Source organism: Burkholderia sp. PvR073 (genome assembly GCF_054055695.1).
The window spans coordinates 20,535-43,012 of sequence record NZ_JBSRXO010000018.1 but is presented as its reverse complement, the minus strand read 5'-3'; the positions used below and the strand labels follow the sequence as shown (position 1 = coordinate 43,012).

General features: G+C 65.2%; 19 protein-coding genes, 1 tRNA gene and 1 pseudogene. 14 read left to right on the top strand and 7 right to left on the bottom strand.

Translation table 11 applies throughout. From position 1 onward, the window contains the following. Positions 1 to 187 precede the first annotated feature (187 nt). Positions 188 to 1,309, top strand: coding sequence for a sensor histidine kinase (locus tag ACVK00_RS32160; RefSeq protein ID WP_284898545.1), 1,122 nt, complete (start codon positions 188 to 190; stop codon positions 1,307 to 1,309). A 351-nt stretch (positions 1,310 to 1,660) separates the two neighbouring features. Here the strand turns inward: ACVK00_RS32160 and ACVK00_RS32155 are convergent, their stop codons facing one another. After that, positions 1,661 to 3,283: an NAD(P)/FAD-dependent oxidoreductase gene (locus ACVK00_RS32155; protein ID WP_284898544.1), complete on the bottom strand. Its 1,623-nt coding sequence runs from the start codon at positions 3,281 to 3,283 to the stop codon at positions 1,661 to 1,663. 309 nt (positions 3,284 to 3,592) lie between these two features. Next, positions 3,593 to 4,396, bottom strand: coding sequence for an inositol monophosphatase family protein (locus ACVK00_RS32150; protein ID WP_006751612.1), 804 nt, complete (start codon positions 4,394 to 4,396; stop codon positions 3,593 to 3,595). Between the two features lie 279 nt (positions 4,397 to 4,675). Here ACVK00_RS32150 and ACVK00_RS32145 point away from each other — a divergent pair, with 279 nt between their 5' ends. Beyond that, complete coding sequence (locus ACVK00_RS32145; RefSeq protein WP_228904763.1) at positions 4,676 to 5,497, top strand: RNA methyltransferase; 822 nt, start codon at positions 4,676 to 4,678, stop codon at positions 5,495 to 5,497. 288 nt (positions 5,498 to 5,785) lie between these two features. Then, on the top strand, positions 5,786 to 6,559 hold the full coding sequence (gene cysE, locus ACVK00_RS32140) for a serine O-acetyltransferase (RefSeq protein ID WP_006751614.1): 774 nt from the start codon (positions 5,786 to 5,788) through the stop codon (positions 6,557 to 6,559). 57 nt (positions 6,560 to 6,616) lie between these two features. Here cysE and ACVK00_RS32135 read toward each other — a convergent pair whose 3' ends face one another. From ACVK00_RS32135 to ACVK00_RS32120, 4 genes are all read right to left on the bottom strand, one after another. Beyond that, complete coding sequence (locus ACVK00_RS32135) at positions 6,617 to 7,417, bottom strand: UDP-2,3-diacylglucosamine diphosphatase (RefSeq protein ID WP_284898537.1); 801 nt, start codon at positions 7,415 to 7,417, stop codon at positions 6,617 to 6,619. Positions 7,418 to 7,443: 26 nt separating this feature from the next. Continuing rightward, entirely contained in the window at positions 7,444 to 7,935 is a 492-nt protein-coding gene (locus ACVK00_RS32130; RefSeq protein ID WP_006751616.1) for a peptidylprolyl isomerase, read from the bottom strand. A gap of 88 nt (positions 7,936 to 8,023) precedes the next feature. After that, positions 8,024 to 8,599, bottom strand: a complete 576-nt coding sequence (locus tag ACVK00_RS32125) for a peptidylprolyl isomerase (protein WP_284898532.1) — start codon at positions 8,597 to 8,599, stop codon at positions 8,024 to 8,026. Positions 8,600 to 8,638: 39 nt separating this feature from the next. Further along, complete coding sequence (locus tag ACVK00_RS32120; protein ID WP_284898530.1) at positions 8,639 to 9,361, bottom strand: tetratricopeptide repeat protein; 723 nt, start codon at positions 9,359 to 9,361, stop codon at positions 8,639 to 8,641. Between the two features lie 234 nt (positions 9,362 to 9,595). On the opposite strand from ACVK00_RS32120, the gene cysS reads away from it, so the two are divergent. From cysS to tilS, 4 genes are all read left to right on the top strand, one after another. Continuing rightward, the gene (gene cysS, locus ACVK00_RS32115; protein ID WP_284898528.1) at positions 9,596 to 10,993 is read left to right on the top strand and encodes a cysteine--tRNA ligase; all 1,398 of its coding nucleotides are present in this window, start codon (positions 9,596 to 9,598) and stop codon (positions 10,991 to 10,993) included. Positions 10,994 to 11,036: 43 nt separating this feature from the next. Continuing rightward, positions 11,037 to 11,900 (top strand): DNA-3-methyladenine glycosylase family protein, encoded by an 864-nt coding sequence (locus tag ACVK00_RS32110; RefSeq protein ID WP_228904758.1) that lies wholly within the window; start codon positions 11,037 to 11,039, stop codon positions 11,898 to 11,900. A gap of 99 nt (positions 11,901 to 11,999) precedes the next feature. Further along, positions 12,000 to 12,971 (top strand): acetyl-CoA carboxylase carboxyltransferase subunit alpha, encoded by a 972-nt coding sequence (locus ACVK00_RS32105; protein WP_006478433.1) that lies wholly within the window; start codon positions 12,000 to 12,002, stop codon positions 12,969 to 12,971. Positions 12,972 to 13,014: 43 nt separating this feature from the next. After that, the gene (gene tilS, locus ACVK00_RS32100) at positions 13,015 to 14,436 is read left to right on the top strand and encodes a tRNA lysidine(34) synthetase TilS (protein WP_284898372.1); all 1,422 of its coding nucleotides are present in this window, start codon (positions 13,015 to 13,017) and stop codon (positions 14,434 to 14,436) included. A gap of 122 nt (positions 14,437 to 14,558) precedes the next feature. Here tilS and ACVK00_RS32095 read toward each other — a convergent pair. After that, positions 14,559 to 14,796: pseudogene (locus tag ACVK00_RS32095) on the bottom strand (hypothetical protein); the annotation flags it as partial. Here ACVK00_RS32095 and ACVK00_RS32090 point away from each other — a divergent pair. From ACVK00_RS32090 to cyoD, 7 genes are all read left to right on the top strand, one after another. Continuing rightward, positions 14,779 to 16,032 carry an aspartate kinase gene (locus ACVK00_RS32090; protein ID WP_011657335.1) on the top strand — a complete coding sequence of 418 codons (1,254 nt, stop codon included), beginning with the start codon at positions 14,779 to 14,781 and terminating at the stop codon, positions 16,030 to 16,032. The pseudogene ACVK00_RS32095 and the gene ACVK00_RS32090 overlap by 18 nt on opposite strands. A 111-nt stretch (positions 16,033 to 16,143) precedes the next feature. Further along, positions 16,144 to 16,237 (top strand) — tRNA-Ser (locus tag ACVK00_RS32085). 581 nt (positions 16,238 to 16,818) lie between these two features. After that, the gene (locus ACVK00_RS32080; protein WP_212062922.1) at positions 16,819 to 18,348 is read left to right on the top strand and encodes a complex I subunit 4 family protein; all 1,530 of its coding nucleotides are present in this window, start codon (positions 16,819 to 16,821) and stop codon (positions 18,346 to 18,348) included. A gap of 287 nt (positions 18,349 to 18,635) precedes the next feature. After that, positions 18,636 to 19,523 carry a ubiquinol oxidase subunit II gene (gene cyoA / locus ACVK00_RS32075; RefSeq protein ID WP_041489828.1) on the top strand — a complete coding sequence of 296 codons (888 nt, stop codon included), beginning with the start codon at positions 18,636 to 18,638 and terminating at the stop codon, positions 19,521 to 19,523. 3 nt (positions 19,524 to 19,526) lie between these two features. Then, positions 19,527 to 21,533 carry a cytochrome o ubiquinol oxidase subunit I gene (gene cyoB / locus ACVK00_RS32070; protein WP_284898363.1) on the top strand — a complete coding sequence of 669 codons (2,007 nt, stop codon included), beginning with the start codon at positions 19,527 to 19,529 and terminating at the stop codon, positions 21,531 to 21,533. Further along, the gene (cyoC, locus tag ACVK00_RS32065) at positions 21,533 to 22,141 is read left to right on the top strand and encodes a cytochrome o ubiquinol oxidase subunit III (protein ID WP_006753712.1); all 609 of its coding nucleotides are present in this window, start codon (positions 21,533 to 21,535) and stop codon (positions 22,139 to 22,141) included. Before cyoB ends, cyoC begins: the two co-directional genes overlap by 1 nt. Next, positions 22,142 to 22,474, top strand: a complete 333-nt coding sequence (gene cyoD / locus ACVK00_RS32060; RefSeq protein ID WP_006759069.1) for a cytochrome o ubiquinol oxidase subunit IV — start codon at positions 22,142 to 22,144, stop codon at positions 22,472 to 22,474. The last annotated feature ends 4 nt before the right edge of the window (positions 22,475 to 22,478 follow it).

Below are 22,478 nucleotides of genomic sequence, written 5' to 3'. Positions count from 1 at the left end.
GGGGATGGCCCCGGCGTTCTTTACCGCCATTATTTTTGCCGCCTTGTTCCAGCTCGATTCTCACGGGTAGCGGGCATTCGACGGCCGGATTATGCCTCGCTTTCGATGTAATTGCGCCGGTCCCCGGTATTCACTTAATATCGCGCAAGTACGAGCACCCGTCGGTCATTCTGTTATGAGGGGCGACATGCGGCTAGCTGATTTCATTGTTAGGAACATAGAGCCGATCCTGGTGCAGTGGGAAGCGTTTGCCGCCACGCTGCTACCAGCCGCCAGGAGCATGGATTCGCTCGCGTTGCGCGACCACGCGCGCCAGATCCTGGAGGCCGTAGCCAAGGACATAACGACCCCGCAAACAACGGAAGAGCAACGTGAAAAATCGTTGGGGCGCGCGCCCCAGCCGGTGAAGGCCACGGAGACGGCCGCGCAGACGCATGCCGTTCTGCGGGCCCGACGGGGCTTTAACATCAACCAGTTGGCGGCCGAGTATCGAGCGCTGCGTGCCAGTGTGCTGCGCTTATGGATCGACGAGTGCGAGCCGAGTCCGCCTGATCTGGACGACATGATTCGGTTCAATGAAGCGATAGATCAAGCGCTGGCGGAATCGCTTGCTTTCTTTACCGAACAGGTCGAGCAGTCTCGCAACTTGTTGCTCGGTATGCTGGGTCACGACATGCGTACGCCGCTGCAGACCATTCACGTAACAGCGTCCTATCTTGCCGCGCTCAATGCGGGGGAGGCGGTGTCGGAGGCCGCGGCCCGGCTGATCAGAAGCGGTGGCCGGATGCAGGGCCTCCTTGACGATCTCTGCGACTTCAATCGGACCCAGCTCGGGGTAGGCATCAATGTCGTTCCCCGCAATATTGATCTCGCCCATGTGCTCGCCAATGTGGTTGAGGAATTGCAGGTGGCTCATCCCGATCGCGAAATCAATCTCGATGTAAGCGGCGACCTCCGAGGTGACTGGGATGATCAGCGAATGCAGCGGTTGCTGAGCAATCTCGTGAGCAACGCCGTTAAGTACGGAACACCCGAGACACCGGTATGGGTCGCGGCAGCATCGGCTGATGCGGAAGTGCTCATCGAGATTAGGAATAGTGGGCCGGCCATGGATCGGCGCACGCTGGACCGCATCTTCGACCCGCTTCAGCGCGGAGCGCATCAAGCAGACGTAGCGGGTGACGATGTTGGCTTGGGGCTCGGCTTGTTCATCGCGAGCGAAATCGCAAAGGCACACCATGGCCGTATTGACGCGCGGTCCGATCAGACGGAAACAATATTCGCGGTGCGCCTGCCAAAAGGCGTGTGAGGGCAGAGTGCTGCTAACCGAAGGCAATTGCCGGGCGTAGGTCGTGGCGTAGCTTTCTGATCGAGACTTTGTCAGATAAGGCGCAGGTACTGCTGCACCATCGGAGTGTGGCCAGCAAAGGCCTCGGGCGACAGCGTGGTCACAGATCCGGCGCCAAGTGGTCGCTTGAGCTACCCGAGCTTACGAGTGGCTTCAGCGCACAAGCGCGAAGTTCACCGTTCAGCCAGTAGCAGAAAATCGCGGTGGAAGCCGTCGGCCCGATACGGCGATTCGATCTCATTCCCGGGCAGGGATTGAAAAGCCGGCTTCACCCGGCGCACCGACCTGCGTGCGCCGAGTCTCGCCAACCAATCAGGACGCGTGCGCCGACATCAGATCGAGCGCCACCGCCTGCGCGACTTCGATCCCGTCGATCGCCGCCGAGTAGATGCCACCCGCATATCCGGCGCCTTCGCCGGCCGGATACAGCCCTTCGACGTTCACGCTCTGGTAATCGTCCTTGCGACGGATCCGGATCGGTGACGACGTGCGCGTCTCCACGCCCGTGAGCACCGCATCGTGCATCGCGAAGCCGGCGATCTTCTTGTCGATCTGCGGCAGCGCTTCACGAATGGCTTCGATCACGTAGTCGGGCAGCGCCGTGCTGAGATCGGTCGGGCGCACGCCAGGCTTGTACGACGGCACCACGGAGCCCAGCGACGTCGACGGCCGGCCAGCGATGAAGTCGCCGACCAGCTGGCCCGGCGCGCTGTAATCGCCGCCGCCGAGTTCGAACGCGCGCTCTTCCCACTTGCGCTGGAACGCGATGCCTGCGAGCGGGCCGCCCGGATAGTCTTCCGGCGTGATGCCGACGACGATGCCCGCGTTCGCGTTGCGCTCGGCGCGCGAATACTGGCTCATGCCGTTGGTGACCACGCGGCCCGGCTCGGAAGTCGCCGCGACCACCGTGCCGCCCGGGCACATGCAGAAGCTGTAGACCGCGCGTCCGTTGCTGCAGTGGTGGACCACCTTGTAGTCGGCCGCGCCGAGCTGCTTGTGGCCCGCGAACTTGCCGAAGCGGCTGCGATCGATCAGCCCCTGCGGATGTTCGATCCGGAAGCCCAGCGAGAACGGCTTCGCTTCGACGTAGACGCCGCGATCGTGCAGCATCTGGAACGTGTCGCGCGCGCTGTGGCCCACGGCCAGCACGACGTGGTCGCAGCGCAGCGTTTCGCCGTTCGACAGCGTCAGCGAGCGCACCTTGCCCTGATCGATCTCGATGTCCTCGACCCGGCTTTCGAAGCGCACTTCGCCGCCCAGTTCGTGGATGGTCGCGCGCATCTTTTCCACCATGCTGACGAGGCGGAACGTGCCGATGTGCGGCCGGCTCAGATACAGGATGTCCTCCGGTGCGCCGGCCTTGACGAATTCGTCGAGCACCTTGCGGCCGTAGTGGTGCGGATCCTTGATCTGGCTGTACAGCTTGCCGTCGGAAAACGTCCCGGCCCCGCCTTCGCCGAACTGCACGTTGGACTCGGGATTGAGGACGCTCTTGCGCCACAGGCCGAAGGTGTCCTTGGTGCGCTCGCGCACGGCCTTGCCGCGTTCGAGGATGATCGGACGGAACCCCATCTGCGCGAGGATCAGGCCCGCAAACAGGCCGCACGGCCCCATGCCGATGACGACCGGGCGCAGGAAGTTGCCGTGCTCGGGCGCCTTCGCGACGAAGTGGTACGCCATGTCGGGCGTCACGGCGCAATGCGGCGTGACGGCGAGTCGCGGAAGCACGGATGCCTCGTCCTTGACCTCGACATCGACGATATACGTGAGCTTGATGTCGGAGCGCTTGCGCGCATCGTGCGCACGGCGGAACACCGTGTAACGGAGGAGCCCGTCAGCCGCCACGCCAAGCTCCTCGAGGCGCGCGCGAATCGCGGCTTCGAGGGCGCTCTCGGGGTGATCGAGCGGGAGTTTCAGTTCGCTTAGCCGTAACATGAGTATTCGGATACGGTCGCCACGCAGTCGTGGCGGTGTTGAGACAGGCGGGGGCCGGCGTACCGGCGGCGGCGTGCGCTGCCGGGGCATCCCCGAAGCCGATCATCCGGCATCGGAAAGCGCGGCACGCGCGGCGGTACACCGGTCAGGCCGGGCCACTCGGGCAATGTCAGGACGGGCGCCCGAAGCGAGCGCTCCGTGGAGAAGATTACTTCGCTCCCCGGATAACGGAAAGGCAACGAGCGCTCCATCATGACGGTGCCAGCGAGTGGTTGTGCGCAAGCCGTGCCGCGCGGGCGCGGCCCGGGCTTACTCCGCTGCCGGATGCACGCGGCTGTAGCGGTTCAGGATCGGGATCATCTGTGCATAGATCTTCGGGTTCGCCGCGACGATCTCATGGCGATGCAGGAAGTCGGCGTCGCCCGTGTAGTTGCCGACGAGGCCGCCAGCTTCGGTGATCAGCAGGCTGCCTGCCGCCATGTCCCACACGTTGATGCCTTGCTCGAAGAATGCGTCGAGACGGCCGGCCGCGACGTTCGCGAGATCGAGGGCGGCCGCGCCCGGACGACGCAGGCCCGTGCAGGCCTGCGTCATTTCGGTGAACAGGCGCGCGTACGCATCGAGGCCGTCCTTTTCGCGGAACGGGAAGCCCGTGCCGACCAGCGCGTCCGCCAGGCGGTCGCGACGGCCGACGCGGATGCGGCGGTCGTTCAGGTACGCGCCGCGGCCGCGGGTAGCCGTGAACAGGTCGTTCTTGTTCGGATCGTAGACGACGGCCTGCGTGACGACGCCCTTGTGCTCGAGCGCGATCGACACGCAGTAGTACGGGAAGCCGTGGATGAAGTTGGTCGTGCCGTCGAGCGGATCGATGATCCACTTGAATTCGGATTCGTTCTCGGATTCGCCCGATTCTTCCGCGAGGATCGCGTGGTCGGGGTAGGCAGTCTTCAGCGTCTCGATGATCGCCTCTTCGGCGGCCTTGTCCACTTCGGTGACGAAGTCGTTCTGCTGCTTCTTGCGGATCTCGATCAGGTCGAGGTCGAGGGACGCGCGGTTGATGATCTGTCCGGCGCGGCGCGCAGCCTTGACAGCAATGTTGAGCATGGGATGCATGAGCCTGGATCCTGTAGCCGGCGGCACGAGCCGCCACGAAGTGGAACACACCGCCTGGAACGGCGCAAACGTGCCGGGCGAAATGAGACGCGAATTGACAAAGAGCGGGGTACGACCCGCGTCGCACGAGATGCGACGCGTAAACACATGATTTTACCCGATTTTCGAGAGTTTCAGGTGACCGGGATGCGGGGAAACCCCACTGGCCGTCCGGACGAGTGGGTTTGCCGGGGCGATGGCGCTACCATACTGCCATTCCGATGAACCGAGTCGTATGTAGTGGAAACTCCGCTGAACCCCGCCGCGCCGTCCGAATCCGGCGCGGCCTCGTCCCCGCCACCGTCTGGCGGCTTCACGTCCACCCGTTTCGTGCTCGTCGAGCCGAGCCATCCCGGCAATGTCGGGGCGGCCGCCCGCGCGCTGAAGACGATGGGTTTCTCCCGGCTCGTGCTGGTCGCGCCGCGCGTGCCGCACGTGAAGGATGACCCTGAGGCGATCGCAATGGCGAGCGGCGCCGATGACGTCCTGGCGTCCGCGCATGTCGTGCCCACGCTCGGCGACGCGCTGTCAGGCGTCCACTGGTCGATCGCGCTGACCGCCCGCACGCGCGAATACGGGCCGCCGCGGCTGGCGCCGCGCGCGGCCGCCGAGCAGGCGTGCATGCAGGTCGGCGCCGGCGACATCGCGCTCGTGTTCGGCAACGAGCGCACGGGCCTCGCGAACGAGCACGTCGAGCAATGCAGCGCGCTCGCGCACATCCCGGCGAATCCGGCCTACAGCTCGCTAAATCTCGCGCAGGCCATACAGGTGCTCGCGTACGAGCTGCGCGTCGCGTTCCTGGAGCGGGGGAGCGAGCTGCACCACGCGCAGGCCGAGGTCGGCACGCTCGCGCAGAGCGACGAGATCGAGCGGATGTACGCGCACCTCGAGAACGCGCTGGTCGCACTCGATTTCCTCGACCCGCGCAACCCGAAGAAGCTGATGCCGCGGCTGCGGCGCCTGTTCGCGCGCACGGGCCTCGAGCGCGAGGAAGTCAACATCCTGCGCGGCATCGCGAAGCACATCCTGCTGAAGTCCGGTACGCCTGCCGGCGACGCGTAAGCGGCCGCTACGCCGGCGGCTGGGCGCTCAGGCGTTCGGCGGCTGCGTTTCGCCTGCTGCGGCCGCACTGCGTCGGCCGCCCGATGACTGCGTCCCGGCCCGCGCGAATCCGCCGGCTGGTCGTGTCGCTCGGCGACAACAGGCGCCCCGCGTGAATACCCGTGCCGCCGGCGGGGTGAACGCGCGACGGTGTGCGGCCTCGCCCCAGTGGCCCTACAATCGCCGGACATCATAAGCAAATTACCCGGCGCGATAACGGCCGGCCTTTTCCCCAGCCCAGACCAGATCATGTTCACTAGACTGCGCGAAGACGTTGCGACGATTCGCGAGCGGGATCCCGCCGCTCGCAGTGCCTGGGAAGTGCTGACCTGTTATCCGGGGCTGCACGCGCTCGTGCTGCATCGTTTCGCCCATGCGTGCTGGCGCGCGAAACGCTACTGGCTCGCACGCTTCGCGTCGCAGGCCGGGCGCTTCCTGACGGGGATCGAGATTCACCCGGGCGCGACGATCGGCCGGCGCGTGTTCATCGATCACGGGATGGGTGTCGTGATCGGCGAAACCGCGATCATCGGCGACGACTGCACGATCTATCAGGGCGTGACGCTCGGCGGCACGTCGCTCACGCGCGGCGCGAAGCGCCATCCGACGCTCGAGGCCGGCGTGATCGTCGGCGCGGGCGCGAAGGTGCTCGGCGGTTTCACGGTCGGCGCGGGTGCGAAGATCGGTTCGAACGCGGTCGTCGTGAAGCCGGTGCCGGCAGGCGGCACCGCGGTCGGCAATCCGGCGCGCATCGTGATGCCGGCGCAACCGAAGCCGCAGCCCGAGCGCGCCGCGTTCTGCGCATACGGGATCACGCCGAACGCGGACGACCCGATGTCGCTCGCGATTCATGGGCTGATCGATCACGCGGCGAAGGAAAGCCGGCGCGTCGACGAGATCGTCGCGGCGCTCGAGCAACTCGGCACGCATCTGGAAACGCTGCAGGGCGCGGACGCGGCGCGTCTCGATTTGCGCAGGCTGTCGGCGGTGCTGGAAGGCAAGGCGGTCGAGCGCCAGTCGTAACGCGGCGCCTGCCGGCGGCTGCCGGCAGCGGCAGTCGCGCCGATCGTACCAATCGCGTCAGTCGAGCGGCATCGCGTGGATGCCCTCGGCATCGACGCGCAGATAGCCGCCGCGCCGCGTGCCGTGGTCGAGATCCCAGTCGGGCAGTACCCAGCGAGTCCCGCCCGGTTCGAGGTGGCGCGCGGGGCGATGCGTGTGGCCGTGAATGATCACGCTCGCACGACTCTTCTTGAACAGCGCGGCCACGCCTTCGCGCGTGACATCGTAGATCGCCGAAACGGGGCGCATCCGGCCCGCTTCGCTGTTCGAGCGCATCCGCTGGGCGAGCGCGCGACGCCAGCGGAACGGCCATACGAGAAACAGCGCCTGCGCAACGCGATTGCGCGCGAACCGCCGGAACACCTGATAGCCACGATCGGCCGTGCATTGCGCGTCGCCGTGCGCAAGCACGATGCGCTGACCAAACGCCATGATCAGCGCCGGGTCGGGCAGCAGCATCGCGCCGGCCGCCTTCATGAAGCGCCGGCCGAGCAGGAAATCGCGATTGCCGTGCATCACGTAGAGCGCGATGCCGCGCTCCGAGAACGTATGCATCAGCGCGGCCATGCGTGCCGCGAACGGATCGTCGTCGAGCACGTCGTCGCCGATCCAGTATTCGAACAGGTCGCCGAGGATGAACACCGAGTCGGCGCTGTCGGCCGTGTATTTCACGAAATGCTCGAACGCGGCGACCGTCTTCGGAATCGCCTCGCTCAGGTGCAGATCGGACAGAAACAGGAACGGGCGTGCGGCTTGCGCGTATTCGCGCTCGCCCGGCACGCCCGCGGAGACGCTTCGCGGCGGACTCTCCTGCAACATCGAAGTGCCTCCGTAACAACCGTGCGTCAGACCACCACGGCCTTTTCGATCACGACGTCGTCGGCCGGCACGTCCTGGTGGAAGCCCGCGTTGCCCGTCTTGACGCCCTTGATCTTGTCGACCACGTCCTGGCCTTCGACGACCTTGCCGAACACCGCGTAGCCCCAGCCCTGCGGCGTCGGCGACGAGTGGTTCAGGAAGTCGTTGTCGTTCACGTTGATGAAGAATTGTGCGGTCGCCGAGTGCGGATCGTTCGTGCGCGCCATCGCGATCGTGTAGTTGTCGTTCTTCAGGCCGTTGTTCGCTTCGTTGTCGATCGGCGCGTCGGTCGGCTTCTGCTTCAGGCCCGGCTCGAAGCCGCCGCCTTGAATCATGAAGCCGTTGATCACGCGGTGGAACACCGTGCCGTCATAATGGCCCTTCTTCACGTAGTTGAGGAAGTTCTCGACCGTCTTCGGTGCCTTCGCGGCGTCCAGTTCGAGCTTGATCACGCCGTGGTTCGTGTGCAGTTCAACCATGATGAATTCCTTCGGTAAGGCGGTTTAAATGGCACGCGGCCGGTCGTGCGACGCGGCCGCGTGTGGCGCCGGACGTGCCGGCAAGTGCTTATTTCGAGACGATGCTGGCCGATTCGATCAAGACCGGCTGGGCCGGCACGTCCTGCATCGGGCCGCGCGAGGTCGTCGCCACGCCTTCGATCTTCTTCACGACGTCGAGGCCCGACACGACCTTGCCGAACACCGCATAGCCGTTGCCGTCCGGGTTCGGGTAGTCGAGGCCGCCGTTGTCGACCGTGTTGATGAAGAACTGCGCGGTGGCCGAGTTCGGATCGCTGGTACGCGCCATCGCGATCGTGCCCGTCAGGTTCTTCAGACCATTGCGGCTTTCCAGCGGGATCGGCGTGCGGGTCGGCTTCTCCTCGAAGTTGGTCTTGTAGCCGCCGCCCTGGATCATGAAGCCCTTGATCACGCGATGGAAGATCGTGCCGTTGTACTGGCCGGCCTTCACGTAATCGAGGAAGTTGGCGACCGTCTTCGGCGCCTTCTCCGGGTAGAGCTCGACGCGGATGTCGCCCTGCGAGGTCTTCAGCTGCACGACGGGGTGCGCGGTAGCCGATTGCGCGAAAGCAGGCGCGGTCGCGAGAAGGGCGGCGCCGCCAAGCGCCAGCAACAGACGTTTCATTGCGATCCTCAGGTTGGGAGGGAAAGAAGGCCGCGCCGCTTATTGCGACGGCGCGACGTACGGCGCCGCCAGCGCGCCCGACGGACCGCTGAACTGGAACGTCGGCGACATCGGCAGCGTGGTGGTGCTCACGTTCGCGGCGGCGCGATCGGTGTACTCGCGCGTGGCCGGCTTCGCCGCGTGGGCGTTCGGCGCGGCCTTCGGCGGTGACACGATCTTCTGCAGATCGGCGAGGCGCTGCGCGGTCGCGCCGCTCGTGCGGCCGAGCGATTGCGCACGCTTGTACGATTCGGCCGCGAGGCGCAGGTAGAGATCGCCGAGGTTCTCGTACGCGAGCGAGTAGCTCGGGTTCGATTGCGTCGCGGTGACGAGCGCGCTGCGCGCTTCGTCATAGCGGCCGTGCTTCGCGTAGAGCGCCGCGAGGTTGTTGTACGGCTCGGGCAGTTCGGGGTAGGCCTGCGTGATCGCGACGAACTGCTGGATCGCGTCGTCGTCGCGGTTCATGCGGGCGAGCACGGTGCCGCGCTTGAACTGCGCCTGCACGTCGTGCGGATTCGCCGCGATGCGCGCGTCGAGTTGCGCGAGCGCCTGCTTCCACTGCTTGCCGGTGATCGACGCGTCGATTTCGGGCGTGCCGTCGGCGGTGGCCGGGGCCTTTTGCGCATGTGCCGCGGGGGCCGCGAAAAGCGTCAGTGCGACGCCCATGACGGCGGTCGCAACGAGGGTCGCAGCGCTCGGCGCGCGGCCGCGATGAGGTTTCATAGGCGTAAATCGGAATGTTATACTCCGAGCCATTCTAACAAAACGTCTGCGCGTTCCGGCGAGCCGTAGACAGTCTTTCTTTGCCTCTCGTGGCCGTCACCGCTGTGCTTGCAGCCTGACCGCCCCATGTGATACCGAGGACGCCCGGCGTCGTGCCGCAGCAAGTGGTCCTTCCGTTTCGCATGCTGGGCGAGCTTCGCCAGGGCGGTTTCCTTCGGCTCACGGTTCATCTCTATGGAATCACTGCGCATCTACAACACGCTCGCGCGTGACAAGCAAGTCTTCGTGCCGCGCCAGTCCGGCGAAGTGCGGATGTACGTATGCGGGATCACCGTCTACGACTATTGTCACGTGGGCCACGCGCGCATGCTGGTCGTGTTCGACCTCGTCCAGCGCTGGCTGCGTGCGATCGGCTATCGGGTCACGTACGTGCGCAACATCACCGATATCGACGACAAGATCATCCGCCGCGCGCTCGAAAACGGCGAGACGATCAAGTCGCTGACCGACCGGTTCATCGGCGCGATGCACGAGGATGAAGCCGCGCTCGGCATCCAGCGGCCCGACATCGAGCCGCGCGCGACGCAGTTCATTCCGCAGATGCTCGGCATGATCGAGAAGCTCGAGACGAACGGCTACGCGTACCAGGCGGCCGACGGCGACGTCAATTATTCGGTGCGCAAGTTCGCGAACTACGGGAAGCTCTCGGGCAAGTCGCTCGACGACCTGCGCGCGGGCGAGCGCGTCGCCGCGAACGACGCGAAGGAAGATCCGCTCGATTTCGTGTTGTGGAAGCGCGCGAAGGCGGACGACCCGCAAGGCGCGTCGTGGGCATCGAAGTACGGGATGGGCCGGCCGGGCTGGCACATCGAGTGCTCCGCGATGGGCTGCACGCTGCTCGGCGAGCATTTCGACATCCACGGCGGCGGGCAGGACCTGCAATTCCCGCACCACGAGAACGAAATCGCGCAGAGCGAAGGCGCGACCGGCCAGACGTTCGTCAATTACTGGATGCACAACGGCTTCGTGCAGGTCGACAACGAGAAGATGTCGAAATCGCTCGGCAACTTCTTCACGATCCGCGAAGTGCTCGAGCGGTACGACGCCGAGGTCATGCGCTTCTTCATCGTGCGCACGCACTATCGGTCGCCGCTCAATTACAGCGACGTGCATCTCGACGATGCGCGCGCGTCGCTCACGCGCCTGTACACGGCGCTGAAGGATGTCGAGCCCGACGCGCTCGCGCTCGACTGGAACGAGCCGCACGCGCAGCGTTTCGCGGCGGCGATGAACGACGACATCAACACGCCGGTCGCGGTGGCGACGCTGTTCGAACTGGCGGGCGAGGTCAACCGCACGCGCGATGTGTCGCTCGCGCGGCAGCTGAAACACCTGGCGGGCCTGCTGGGCCTGCTTGGCCGCGAACCGCGCGCGTTCCTGCAGCAGGGCACCGGTGCCGCGCAGGCAGGCGGGCTCGCAGCCGACGAGATCGAAGCGAAGATCGCCGCGCGTGTCGCGGCGAAGCAAGCGAAGGACTATGCCGAAGCGGACCGGATTCGGGCGGAACTGCTCGACGCCGGCATCGCTCTTGAAGACAAACCGGGCGGATCGACCGAATGGCGTCGCGTATGAGCGCGGCGCGTTCCACTGACCGATCCGTCAGGTAGGAGGCAAGATGGCAACGGCAAGAAAAGCGCCGGTCAGGCGCGCGACCCCGGTCGCCGCGCGTCCGGCAGCCAGGCGCGCGCCGGCGGCGAAGACGGACGCGACGCGCGCCGTGCCGAACGGCGCGCTCAACGGTCATGCGAGGCCCGCGCGCGCGAAGGGCGCGGACGCGGCGCAGCCGGAGGCCGCGATGGCGGCCGCCGACGCGGTGCGCAAGGTGCGTGCATCCGATGCGGCAGCCGACGGCGCCGATGGTGTCGTGCGTCCCGCTTACTGGGACAAAGCATGCGCCGATCTCGTCAAGCGCGACCGCATCCTGAAGAAACTGATCCCGAAGTTCGGTCCCGCGCATCTTGTGAAGCGCGGCGACCCGTTCGTCACGCTCGCGCGTTCGGTTGTCGGCCAGCAGATCTCGGTGCCGTCCGCGCAGGCGCTGTGGGCGCGCATCGAGGATGCGTGTCCGAAACTCGCACCGCAACCGGTCATCCGGCTCGGCGCGGACAAGCTGATCGCATGCGGGCTGTCGAAGCGCAAGACGGAATACATTCTCGATCTCGCGCAACACTTCGTGTCCGGCGCGCTGCACGTCGACAAATGGACGTCGATGGACGACGAGGACGTGATCGCGGAACTCACGCAGATCCGCGGCATCAGTCGCTGGACGGCCGAGATGTTCCTGATCTTCAACCTGTCGCGGCCGGACGTGCTGCCGCTCGACGATCCGGGCCTGATCCGGGCGATCAGCGTCAATTACTTCAGCGGGGAGCCCGTCACGCGCAGCGAGGCGCGCGAGGTGGCAGCCAACTGGGAGCCGTGGCGTACCGTCGCGACCTGGTACATGTGGCGCAGCCTCGACGCGCCCGACGCCGATTGATGGCTATCGGGTTTTAAACATCAATAGTTGAGAGCCGGTTTTGCACATCGCCCGCGCGGGTAGAATACGCGCTGCCGCAAGACCCAAGGATTCGAACACATGAAGACCACGTTTCTGGATTTCGAACAGCCGATCGCCGAACTCGAGGCCAAGATCGAAGAGTTGCGATTCGTGCAGGACGACTCGGCTGTCGATATTTCGGAAGAAATCGAGCGGCTGTCGAAGAAGAGCCAGCAACTGACGAAGGACCTCTACGCGAACCTGTCGCCGTGGCAGGTCTCGCAGATCGCGCGTCATCCGCAGCGTCCGTACACGCTCGATTACGTTGCGGAACTGTTTACCGATTTTCACGAACTGCATGGCGACCGCGCATTCGCGGACGACCTGTCGATCGTCGGCGGTCTCGCGCGCTTCGGCGGCCATCCGTGCATGGTGATCGGCCATCAGAAGGGCCGCGACACGAAGGAACGCGCGGCGCGCAACTTCGGGATGCCGCGTCCGGAAGGCTATCGCAAGGCCGAGCGCCTGATGCGTCTCGCCGAGAAGTTCGGGCTGCCGATCTTCACGTTCGTCGATACGCCGGGCGCCTATCCGGGCATCGGCGCGGAAGAGCGCGGCCAGTCGGAAGCGATCGGCCGCAATCTGTACGTGATGGCCGAACTGAAGACGCCGATCATCACGACCGTGATCGGCGAGGGCGGTTCGGGCGGCGCGCTCGCGATCGCCGTGGCCGACACCGTGATGATGCTGCAGTTCTCGACCTACTCGGTGATCTCGCCGGAAGGCTGCGCGTCGATCCTGTGGAAGAGTGCCGCGAAGGCGCCCGAAGCCGCGGAAGCACTGGGCCTGACCGCCCATCGCCTGAAGGCGCTCGGCCTGATCGACAAGATCATCAACGAGCCGCTCGGCGGTGCGCACCGCGATCCGAAGGGCATGGCCGCGCTGCTGCGCCGCGCGCTTGCCGATTCGCTGCGCCAGTTCCAGGGCATGAGCATCGATGCGCTGCGCGAGCGCCGCTTCGAGCGCCTGATGGCCTACGGCAAGTTCAAGGAAACCACGCCCGGCGCATGACCGGCGTGTTCACATCGCGCGCCGTCCGGCGCGCGTCCCTCTCGTGATCCCCCCGACCGAACTTTTCGCCGACCGCGTCGTACTCGACGCGGTCGGCGTTGCGCTTGCCGATCTGCCGGCCGATGCGCGCATCGCGATCGCGTACAGCGGCGGCCTCGACTCGACGGTGCTGCTCGATGCGGCCGTGCGCATGGCCGGCGCGTCGCGCTGCGTCGCGCTGCACGTGCATCACGGCCTGAGTGCGAACGCCGACGCCTGGGTGGCGCATGCGCAAGCGACGGCCGAGCGCCTTGGTGTCACGTTCGAATCGGAGCGTGTCGACGTGCCGCGCGACAGCGGCCTCGGCATCGAGGCGACCGCCCGCGAGCGTCGCTATGCGGCGCTCGATGCGATGTGCGAGCGTCACGGCGTGGCGGCGCTCTGGGTCGCGCAGCATGCGGACGACCAGGCCGAGACCGTGCTGCTGCAACTGTTGCGCGGCGCGGGGATCGCAGGCCTGGCCGCGATGGCGCCGCGCTATCGCCCCGACGGCGCGAGCGTCGAGCGCGTGCGGCCGTTCCTGCGATTGTTGCGTGCCCAACTGGAGCGTTACGCGGCGCAGCGTGAGCTCGCGTGGATCGACGACGAATCGAACGGCGACACGCGCTACGCGCGCAATGCGTTGCGCATCGACGTGCTGCCGACGCTCGCCATGCACTTCCCGGGCTTTCGCGATGCGCTGGGCCGTGCGGCCCAGCATGCGGCCGCCGCGCAACGGCTGCTCGACGACCTGGCCGAACTGGATTTCGCCGGCGCCGCGCGCGACGACGGCCGCGCGCTGTCGCGCGATGCGCTGGTCGCGTTCGACGACACGCGCGGCGCGAACCTGCTGCGTTTCTGGATGCGCCGGCTCGGCTTGCCCAGTGCGTCGGCAGGCCGGCTCGCGAACATGATGCGGCAACTGCGCGATGCGCACGACGCGCATGCGCTGCGGGTCGATCACGCGGGGCAGTGTCTGCGACTCTATCGTGATGTCGTGTACTGGGAGGCGGGCGACAGTGCCGACCCGGCCGACGACGGCACCGGGATGTCGCGTCCCGAGTCCTCGCTCGCCTGGGACGGACAGGAAGTCTGGCACGTGCCGGCGTGGCGCGGCACGTTCGTGTTCGCGCCGGCCGAGGCCGGCAGCGACGGGGCGGTGCCGGAGGCGCTGCTGCGCGGTGCGACACTCGTCGTGCGCGCCCGAGCGGGCGGCGAGCGGCTGCGCACGTCGCCCGGTGGCCCGGGGCGCACGCTGAAGAACCTGTTCCAGGAGCGCGGCGTGCCGGCGTGGCAGCGCGACGTGCCGCTGCTGTTCGCGGGCGACCGGCTCGTCTACGTGCCGCGGCTCGGCGTGAATCATGGCGACGGGCTTTCCGGCGACGGGCTCTCGGGCGACGGTGGATGGCGCCGGATCGAGTGGCGTCCCGACCTGCTGATCGCGTAGCGGCGGCATGCTTGCGGCCGCGTGATCGCGCGCCGGTTTTCACCATTTGGTAAACAGCGCCGGAACGCCTGCCAAACCGGCGAGCGGCTTGTCAAGCGGGCCTCTATCGGGTACGCTCGGACGTTTGCTCGGCTCGATTTTTGAGCGTTTTGTGCAGGTTTTCCGCGTGACGTACCCGGTTTGCGCGGCCTGATCGGCCTTCCGGGCAAAATCCGTCACGCTTGCGTGTTGCGTCCCAGCCGTCCCTCTCGTCGTCCGTCCACAGCCACAAGCCGCGTGACCGAACGGCAACGCGGCCTGCCCAGCGCGCCCGTGCGGTTTCTCCTCCAGTTCAGAACGACAATGGCACTCATCGTACACAAATACGGCGGCACTTCGATGGGCTCGGTCGAGCGCATCAAGAACGTCGCGAAACGCGTCGCAAAATGGCATCAGGCCGGGCACCAGATGGTGGTCGTGCCGTCCGCGATGTCCGGCGAAACCAACCGTCTGCTCGGTCTCGCGAAAGAGATTTCGAGCCAGCCGAGCCCGCGTGAGCTCGACATGATCGCGTCGACCGGCGAGCAGGTCAGCGTCGGCCTGCTGTCGATCGCGCTGCAGGAAATCGGCGTCGAAGCCGTGAGCTATGCCGGCTGGCAAGTGCCGATCAAGACGGACAACGCGTACACGAAGGCGCGTATCCACTCGATCGACGACGAGCGGGTGAAGGCCGATCTGAACGCCGGCAAGGTCGTGATCATCACGGGTTTCCAGGGCGTCGATCCGGACGGCCACATCACGACGCTGGGCCGCGGCGGCTCGGACACGTCGGCGGTGGCGGTCGCGGCCGCGCTGGATGCCGCAGAGTGCCTGATCTACACGGACGTCGACGGCGTCTACACGACCGACCCGCGCGTGGTCGAAGAGGCGCGACGCCTCGACCGCGTGACGTTCGAGGAAATGCTGGAAATGGCCAGCCTCGGCTCGAAGGTCCTGCAGATCCGCTCGGTCGAATTCGCCGGCAAATACCAGGTGAAGACGCGTGTGCTGTCGAGCCTGACCGATCCGCTGATTGCGCTCGACGAAGAAATGCGCTCGGGCACCCTGATTACTTTTGAAGAAGACGAGACCATGGAAAAGGCAGTCATTTCCGGCATCGCGTTCCAGCGCGACGAAGCACGCATTGCGGTGATGGGCGTGCCCGACAAGCCGGGCATCGCGTATCAGATCCTCGGCCCGGTCGCCGACGCGAACGTCGACGTCGACATGATCATCCAGAACCAGAGCGTCGAAGGCAAGACCGACTTCACGTTCACGGTCGGTCGCGGCGACTACCAGAAGGCAATGGACATCCTCACCAACCAGGTGAAGGGCCATGTGAGCGCCGAGCGCGTGCAGGGCGACCCGAAGGTGTCGAAGGTGTCGGTCGTCGGTGTCGGCATGCGTTCGCACGTGGGCGTCGCGAGCAAGATGTTCCGCACGCTGTCGGAAGAGGGCATCAACATCCAGATGATCTCGACGTCCGAAATCAAGATTTCGGTGCTGATCGACGAGAAGTACATGGAGCTGGCCGTCCGCGCGCTGCACAAGGCATTCGAACTCGAGCAGGCAGCGTGAATTTATGTGTGATGCATTGAAGAAAATGCATCACGGAAATTGACGAGCGGTTCGAAACCCTATATTATTTCGTTCTCGTCGCACTGCCTCCCTGGTGCGAGCGAAAGTTTGGGAGACGTGGCCGAGAGGTCGAAGGCACTCCCCTGCTAAGGGAGCATCTGGGCCAAAACCTGGATCGAGGGTTCGAATCCCTCCGTCTCCGCCAAAAGCGGTGACAAAGCCCCGCAAGTTCTCGGACTTGCGGGGCTTTTTCTTTTCCCGCTTCCTTTCCGGCTACGCCGCTCGGGCATTCCGTCCTGACCATCATCCTTTCGCATCGACCTGTCGACGGATTCGCCGACATACGCGGCGGCGTCCGATGTTGCGAATCGCGGCGATCGGCGCTCATTGAAATAAAAATGAAAGCATCCGTGTAAGGATCGAGTCGCTCTCATTCATCGCTCCCCACATTCCGTTCTTGCGCACCGACGCGCCGCGTTTCCGAAAAAAATGCGGCATCGCACCGATCCGTGCGATCGATGCCGCTCCGCACTACAAAAAATTACTCATAAAAATCAGAAGCCTATCTGCGGGACATAAAACGAAGCTCTGCTGCGCTGCAAAAAATAATCAACCGCTTTATGCTGGTAAACCCGATTGCGTTTGAGCGGCATCAAGCTTTGCCCTGATCCCGCTTTACATTTTGCCAACATTGGCGATCCACGAAATCTAGCTGTCGATTTGATTTCGTTCCCATCGTCACGTCTGTTCCCACTACAGCGCGCGACCCTCTCAAGGCCTGTTGACATGCATGATTTCCCCTTTCTGAGCCTGGCGATCTGGGTTCCGATCCTGTTCGGCGCGTGCCTGCTGCGCGCCGGTTCCGACCGTCATCCGCATCGCACGAGACTGATCGCGCTCGTCGGCGCACTCGCGGGGCTGGCCGCCGTCGTGCCGCTCGTCACCGGTTTCGATTCGCACTCGGCCGCGATGCAGTTCGCCGAAACCCGCGACTGGCTGGCGGCCTTCAACGCCGGCTGGCGCGTCGGGATCGACGGCGCGTCGCTGTGGCTCGTCGTGCTGACCGCCTTCACGACGCTCGTCGTCGTGATCGCGTCGTGGGAATCGGTCACGGTGCGGGTCGCGCAGTACTACGCGTCGTTCCTGATCCTGTCGGGGCTGATGGTCGGCGTGTTCGTCGCGCAGGACGGGCTGCTGTTCTTCATCTTCTTCGAGGCGACGCTGATTCCGCTGTACCTGCTGATCGGCACGTGGGGCAGGGAGCATCGCGTCTACGCGGCCGTGAAATTCTTCTTCATCTCGTTCGCGGGTTCGCTGCTGCTGTTGATGGCGATGCTGTACCTGTTCGCGAAGTCGCACACGTTCGACATGAACGCATGGCGCACACTGCAGCTCGGCTTCGCGCCGCAATTGCTGGTGTTTCTCGGCTTCTTCGCCGCGTTCGCGGTCAAGGTGCCGATGTGGCCGGTGCATACGTGGCTGCGCGACGTTTACACGGACGGCCCGACGGGCGCCGCGCTGATGCTCGCGATGCTCAAGCTCGGCGGTTACGGCTTCCTGCGCTTCGCGCTGCCGATCACGCCGGACGCGAGCCACTTCTTCGCGCCGGCCGTGATCGCGCTGTCGCTGTTCGCGATCGTCTACGCGAGCCTGATCGCGCTCGCGCAGACCGACCTTGGCAAGCTGCTCGCGTATTCGACGGTCGCGCACATGGGGATCGTCACGCTCGGCCTGTTCCTGTTCAACCAGATCGGCGTCGAAGGCGCGATCGTGCAGCTCGTGTCGTACGGCTTCGTCGCGGGCGCGATGCTGCTCTGCGTGAGCGTGCTGGTCGATCGCACGAAGCAGCGCGAGATCGGCGCATACGGCGGCGTGGCGGGCGTGATGCCGCGCTTCGCGACGTTCGCGCTGCTGTTCGCGATGGCCAACGTCGGCCTGCCGGGCACGTCGGGTTTCGTCGGCGAGTTCATGGTCATCATGGGCGCGATCCGCGTCAACTTCTGGATCGGCGCAATCGCCGCGCTCACGCTGATTCTCAGCGCGTCGTACACGCTTTGGATGGTCAAGCGCGTCGTGTTCGGCAAGGTCGCCAGCCCGCGCATCGCGAAGCTCGCGGACCTCAGCCGCCGCGAGATCGTGATGTTCGCGTCGCTCGCGCTGATCGTGCTGATGGTCGGCGTCGATCCGAAGCCGTTCACCGACGCGATCGATCCGACCGTCGCACGGCTGATCGACGACGCCAGCCGTTCGAAGCTGCCGGCCGGGGACGGCGTTGCACCGGCGCAGCCGGCGTTCATGGCATCGGCGCACGGCTGAATCGCGTGACCTCGCGCACGACGGCTGCATCGCGCGGCGATGCGGTCGTTGTGCGCACATCCATCTTGGCGGGCGCGAACGCGCGAACGTTGTCGCCCGGTCTTCGGCCGGCTTCCGGCTGCGTGAAATTGCCCCGCGACAATCTGTCTCACAGCAGATTCTGCAATGATGATTTGCCGCATCCACCGGTTTTTCATCGCACCCGCGCGACGTATGATTCGGCCACTTTCGTGGATCGAATGCGCATCGGGCATACGCAACGGATTCAATGACCCTCGGGCGGTGTGATGAAAAGAAGAGCTTCAAAAGGCTGGATTGCGCTGATGTCGATCGGCGCGGCGCTAAGCCTGTCAGGTTGTAAGTTAGATGTACTAAATCCGAAAGGAAGCGTCGGCGCCGCCGAAAAGGCGCTGATCGCCACCTCGACATGGGCGATGCTGGTCGTCGTCGTGCCGGTGATCCTGCTCACGCTGTGGTTCGCGTGGCGTTACCGCGCATCGAACCGCAACGCCACCTACGCGCCGAACTGGTCGCACTCGACCGCGATCGAGGTCGTGATCTGGACGGTGCCGACGCTGATCATCCTGTTCCTCGGCGTGCTCACGTGGAAAACCACGCACGAGCTCGATCCGTACAAGCCGCTCGAGTCGTCGGTGAAGCCGATCGACGTCGAGGTCGTCGCGCTCGACTGGAAGTGGCTGTTCATCTATCCGGAACTCGGCATCGCGTCGGTGAACCAGCTCGCGATTCCGGTCGGCACGCCGGTGAATTTCCGCATCACGTCGGATTCGGTGATGAACTCGTTCTTCATTCCGCAGCTCGGCGGCCAGGTCTACGCGATGGCCGGCATGCAGACGCGCCTGCACCTGATCGCTGACGAAGCCGGCGACTACGCGGGCACGTCCGCCAACTTCAGCGGCCGCGGTTTCTCCGACATGAAGTTCCGCACGCTCGCCGAGCCGCGCGAGCAGTTCGACGCATGGGTGCAGAAGGTGAAGGCCTCGCCCGAGCGGCTCGACGCGACCGTGTACGGCACCGTCGCGCAGCCGAGCGAGAAGGCGCCGGTGCGCTACTTCTCGTCGGTGGATCCGCGGCTCTTCCACAACATCATCGCGAAATACAACGACGGCCACGTTCTCGACCTGAAGGACGCCGCCTGCGGCACGAAGGGGTAACGCATGTTCGGAAAACTCACACTATCGGCGATCCCGTTCGATCAGCCCATCATCATGGTGGCCGGCGCCTTCATGGGGCTGGTCGTGCTGGGCATCCTCGCCGCGCTGACGATCACCGGCCGCTGGAAGTGGCTGTGGACGGAATGGCTGACGACGGTCGACCACAAGAGACTCGGCGTGATGTACATCATCGTCGCGCTGATCATGCTGCTGCGCGGCTTCGCCGACGCGATCATGATGCGCATGCAGCTCGCGCTCGCGTACAACGCGCCCGGCTACCTGCCACCGCACCACTATGACCAGATCTTCACGGCACACGGCGTGATCATGATCTTCTTCATGGCGATGGTGTTCATGGTCGGCCTGATGAACCTGGTCGTGCCGCTGCAGATCGGCGCGCGCGACGTCGCGTTCCCGTTCATCAACTCGCTGTCCTTCTGGATGACGGCAGTCAGCGCGATCCTGATCAACGTGTCGCTCGTGATCGGCGAGTTCGCGCAGACGGGCTGGCTCGCGTATCCGCCGCTGTCGGAGCTGCAGTACAGCCCGGGGGTAGGGGTCGACTACTACCTGTGGGCGCTGCAGATTTCGGGCGTCGGCACGCTGCTGACCGGCGTGAACTTCTTCGTGACGATCATCAAGATGCGCGCGCCCGGCATGACGCTGATGAAGATGCCGGTGTTCACGTGGACGGCCCTCTGCACGAACGTGCTGATCATGGCGTCGTTCCCGATCCTGACCGCGACGCTCGCGCTGCTCGGCCTGGACCGTTACCTCGGCATGCACTTCTTCACGAACGAAGCCGGCGGCAACGCGATGCTGTACCTGAACCTGATCTGGGCGTGGGGCCATCCGGAGGTGTACATCCTGATCCTGCCGGCGTTCGGCATCTTCTCGGAAGTCATCGCGACGTTCTCGAAGAAGCCGCTGTTCGGCTACAAGACGATGGTGTACGCGACCTGCGCGATCATGGTGCTGTCGTTCCTCGTGTGGCTGCATCACTTCTTCACGATGGGGTCCGGTGCGAACGTGAACGCGTTCTTCGGCATCATGACGATGATCATCGCGATCCCGACCGGCGTGAAGGTATTCAACTGGCTGTTCACGATGTATCGCGGCCGGATCGAATTCACGACGCCCGTGCTGTGGACGATCGGCTTCATGGTCACGTTCACGCTCGGCGGCATGACCGGCGTGATGATGGCGATCCCGGGCGCGGACTTCGTGCTGCACAACAGCCTGTTCCTGATCGCGCACTTCCACAACGTGATCATCGGCGGCGTGCTGTTCGGTTATCTCGCGGGCTTCAACTACTGGTTCCCGAAGGCGTTCGGCTTCAAGCTGAACGAGAAGCTCGGCAAGGCCGCGTTCTGGTTCTGGCAGATCGGCTTCTACGTCGCGTTCGTGCCGCTCTACGTGCTCGGCTTCATGGGCATGACGCGTCGTCTGAACCACTACGACAACCCGGCGTGGCATCCGTGGCTGCTGGTCGCCGCGTTCGGCGCCGTGCTGATCGCGATCGGCATCGCATGCCAGCTGCTGCAACTGGTCGTCAGCATCCGCAACCGCAACCTGCCGGCGTATCGCGACACCACGGGCGATCCGTGGGGCGGCCGCACGCTGGAATGGGCGACCTCGTCGCCGCCGGCCGACTACAACTTCGCGGTGCTTCCGCAAGTGCGCACGCTGGACGCGTACGCCGACATGAAGGCACGCGGCGACGGCCGGCCGAACCCGGCGACGATCCGCGACATCCACATGCCGTCGAACACGTGTGCGGGTCTCGTCATCGCGGTCTTCAGCCTGGTGCTCGGCTTCGCGCTGGTATGGCACATCTGGTGGATGGCGATCGGCGGACTGGTCGGCATCATCGCGACGCTCGTGGTCTACAGCTCGCGTGACAACGACGGCTACTACATCCCGGCGTCGAAAGTGCGCAAGATCGAAGAGAAGCAACCGGCGGCGCGCGTGGCCACGCGTGTCGACGACGTGGAACTGGAGGCCAACTGATGCTGCAGAAAACCTTGAGCGCAACCCTGCTCGAGCACGACGACCATCCGCCGTCGCACTCGGTGTTCGGCTTCTGGCTGTACCTGATGACCGACTGCGTGATCTTCGCGGCGCTGTTCGCGACGTTCGCGGTGCTCGGCAACCAGCACGCGGGCGGTCCGACCGCGAAGGACCTGTTCGACATTCCGGGCGTCGCGGTCGAAACCGCCGCGCTGCTGCTGTCGAGCATCACCTACGGCTTCGCGATGCTGGCCGCGTACAAGCAGCGGCGCGGCGCGCTGCTCGCGTGGCTCGCGGTGACGTTCGTGCTCGGCGCGGCGTTCCTCGCGATGGAACTGCGCGAGTTCTCGCACCTGATCGCGGATGGCGCGGGCCCGCAGCGCAGCGCGTTCCTGTCCGCGTTCTTCACGCTGGTCGGCACGCACGGGCTGCACGTGACGGCCGGCCTGCTGTGGATGATCGTGCTCGCGGGGCAGATCGTATTGCGCGGCGGTGACCTGACCGACCGCGACCTGCGGCGTCTGACGTGCCTGAGCCTCTTCTGGCACTTCCTCGACATCGTGTGGATCTGCGTGTTTTCCTTTGTCTATCTCGCGAGCGTGATCTAAATGGCCCATTCGCATTCGTCTCAACTCGAAGAAGGGCACGGCAGCGTCGGCGGCTATGTCGCCGGGTTCATCCTGTCGGTGCTGCTCACGGCCGCGTCGTTCGGTCTCGTGATGGGCGGCGTGCTGTCGCCGCACGCATCGCTGATCGCGCTGGCCGCGCTCGCATTCGTTCAGATCGTCGTGCACCTCGTGTACTTCCTGCACATGAACGGCTCGTCCGGCCAGCGCTGGAACGTGATGGCGTTCAGCTACACCGTGCTGACCGCGGCGATCCTGATCGTCGGCACGCTGTGGGTGATGCACAACGTCAGCATGAACATGATGTCGCGCTGAGCGG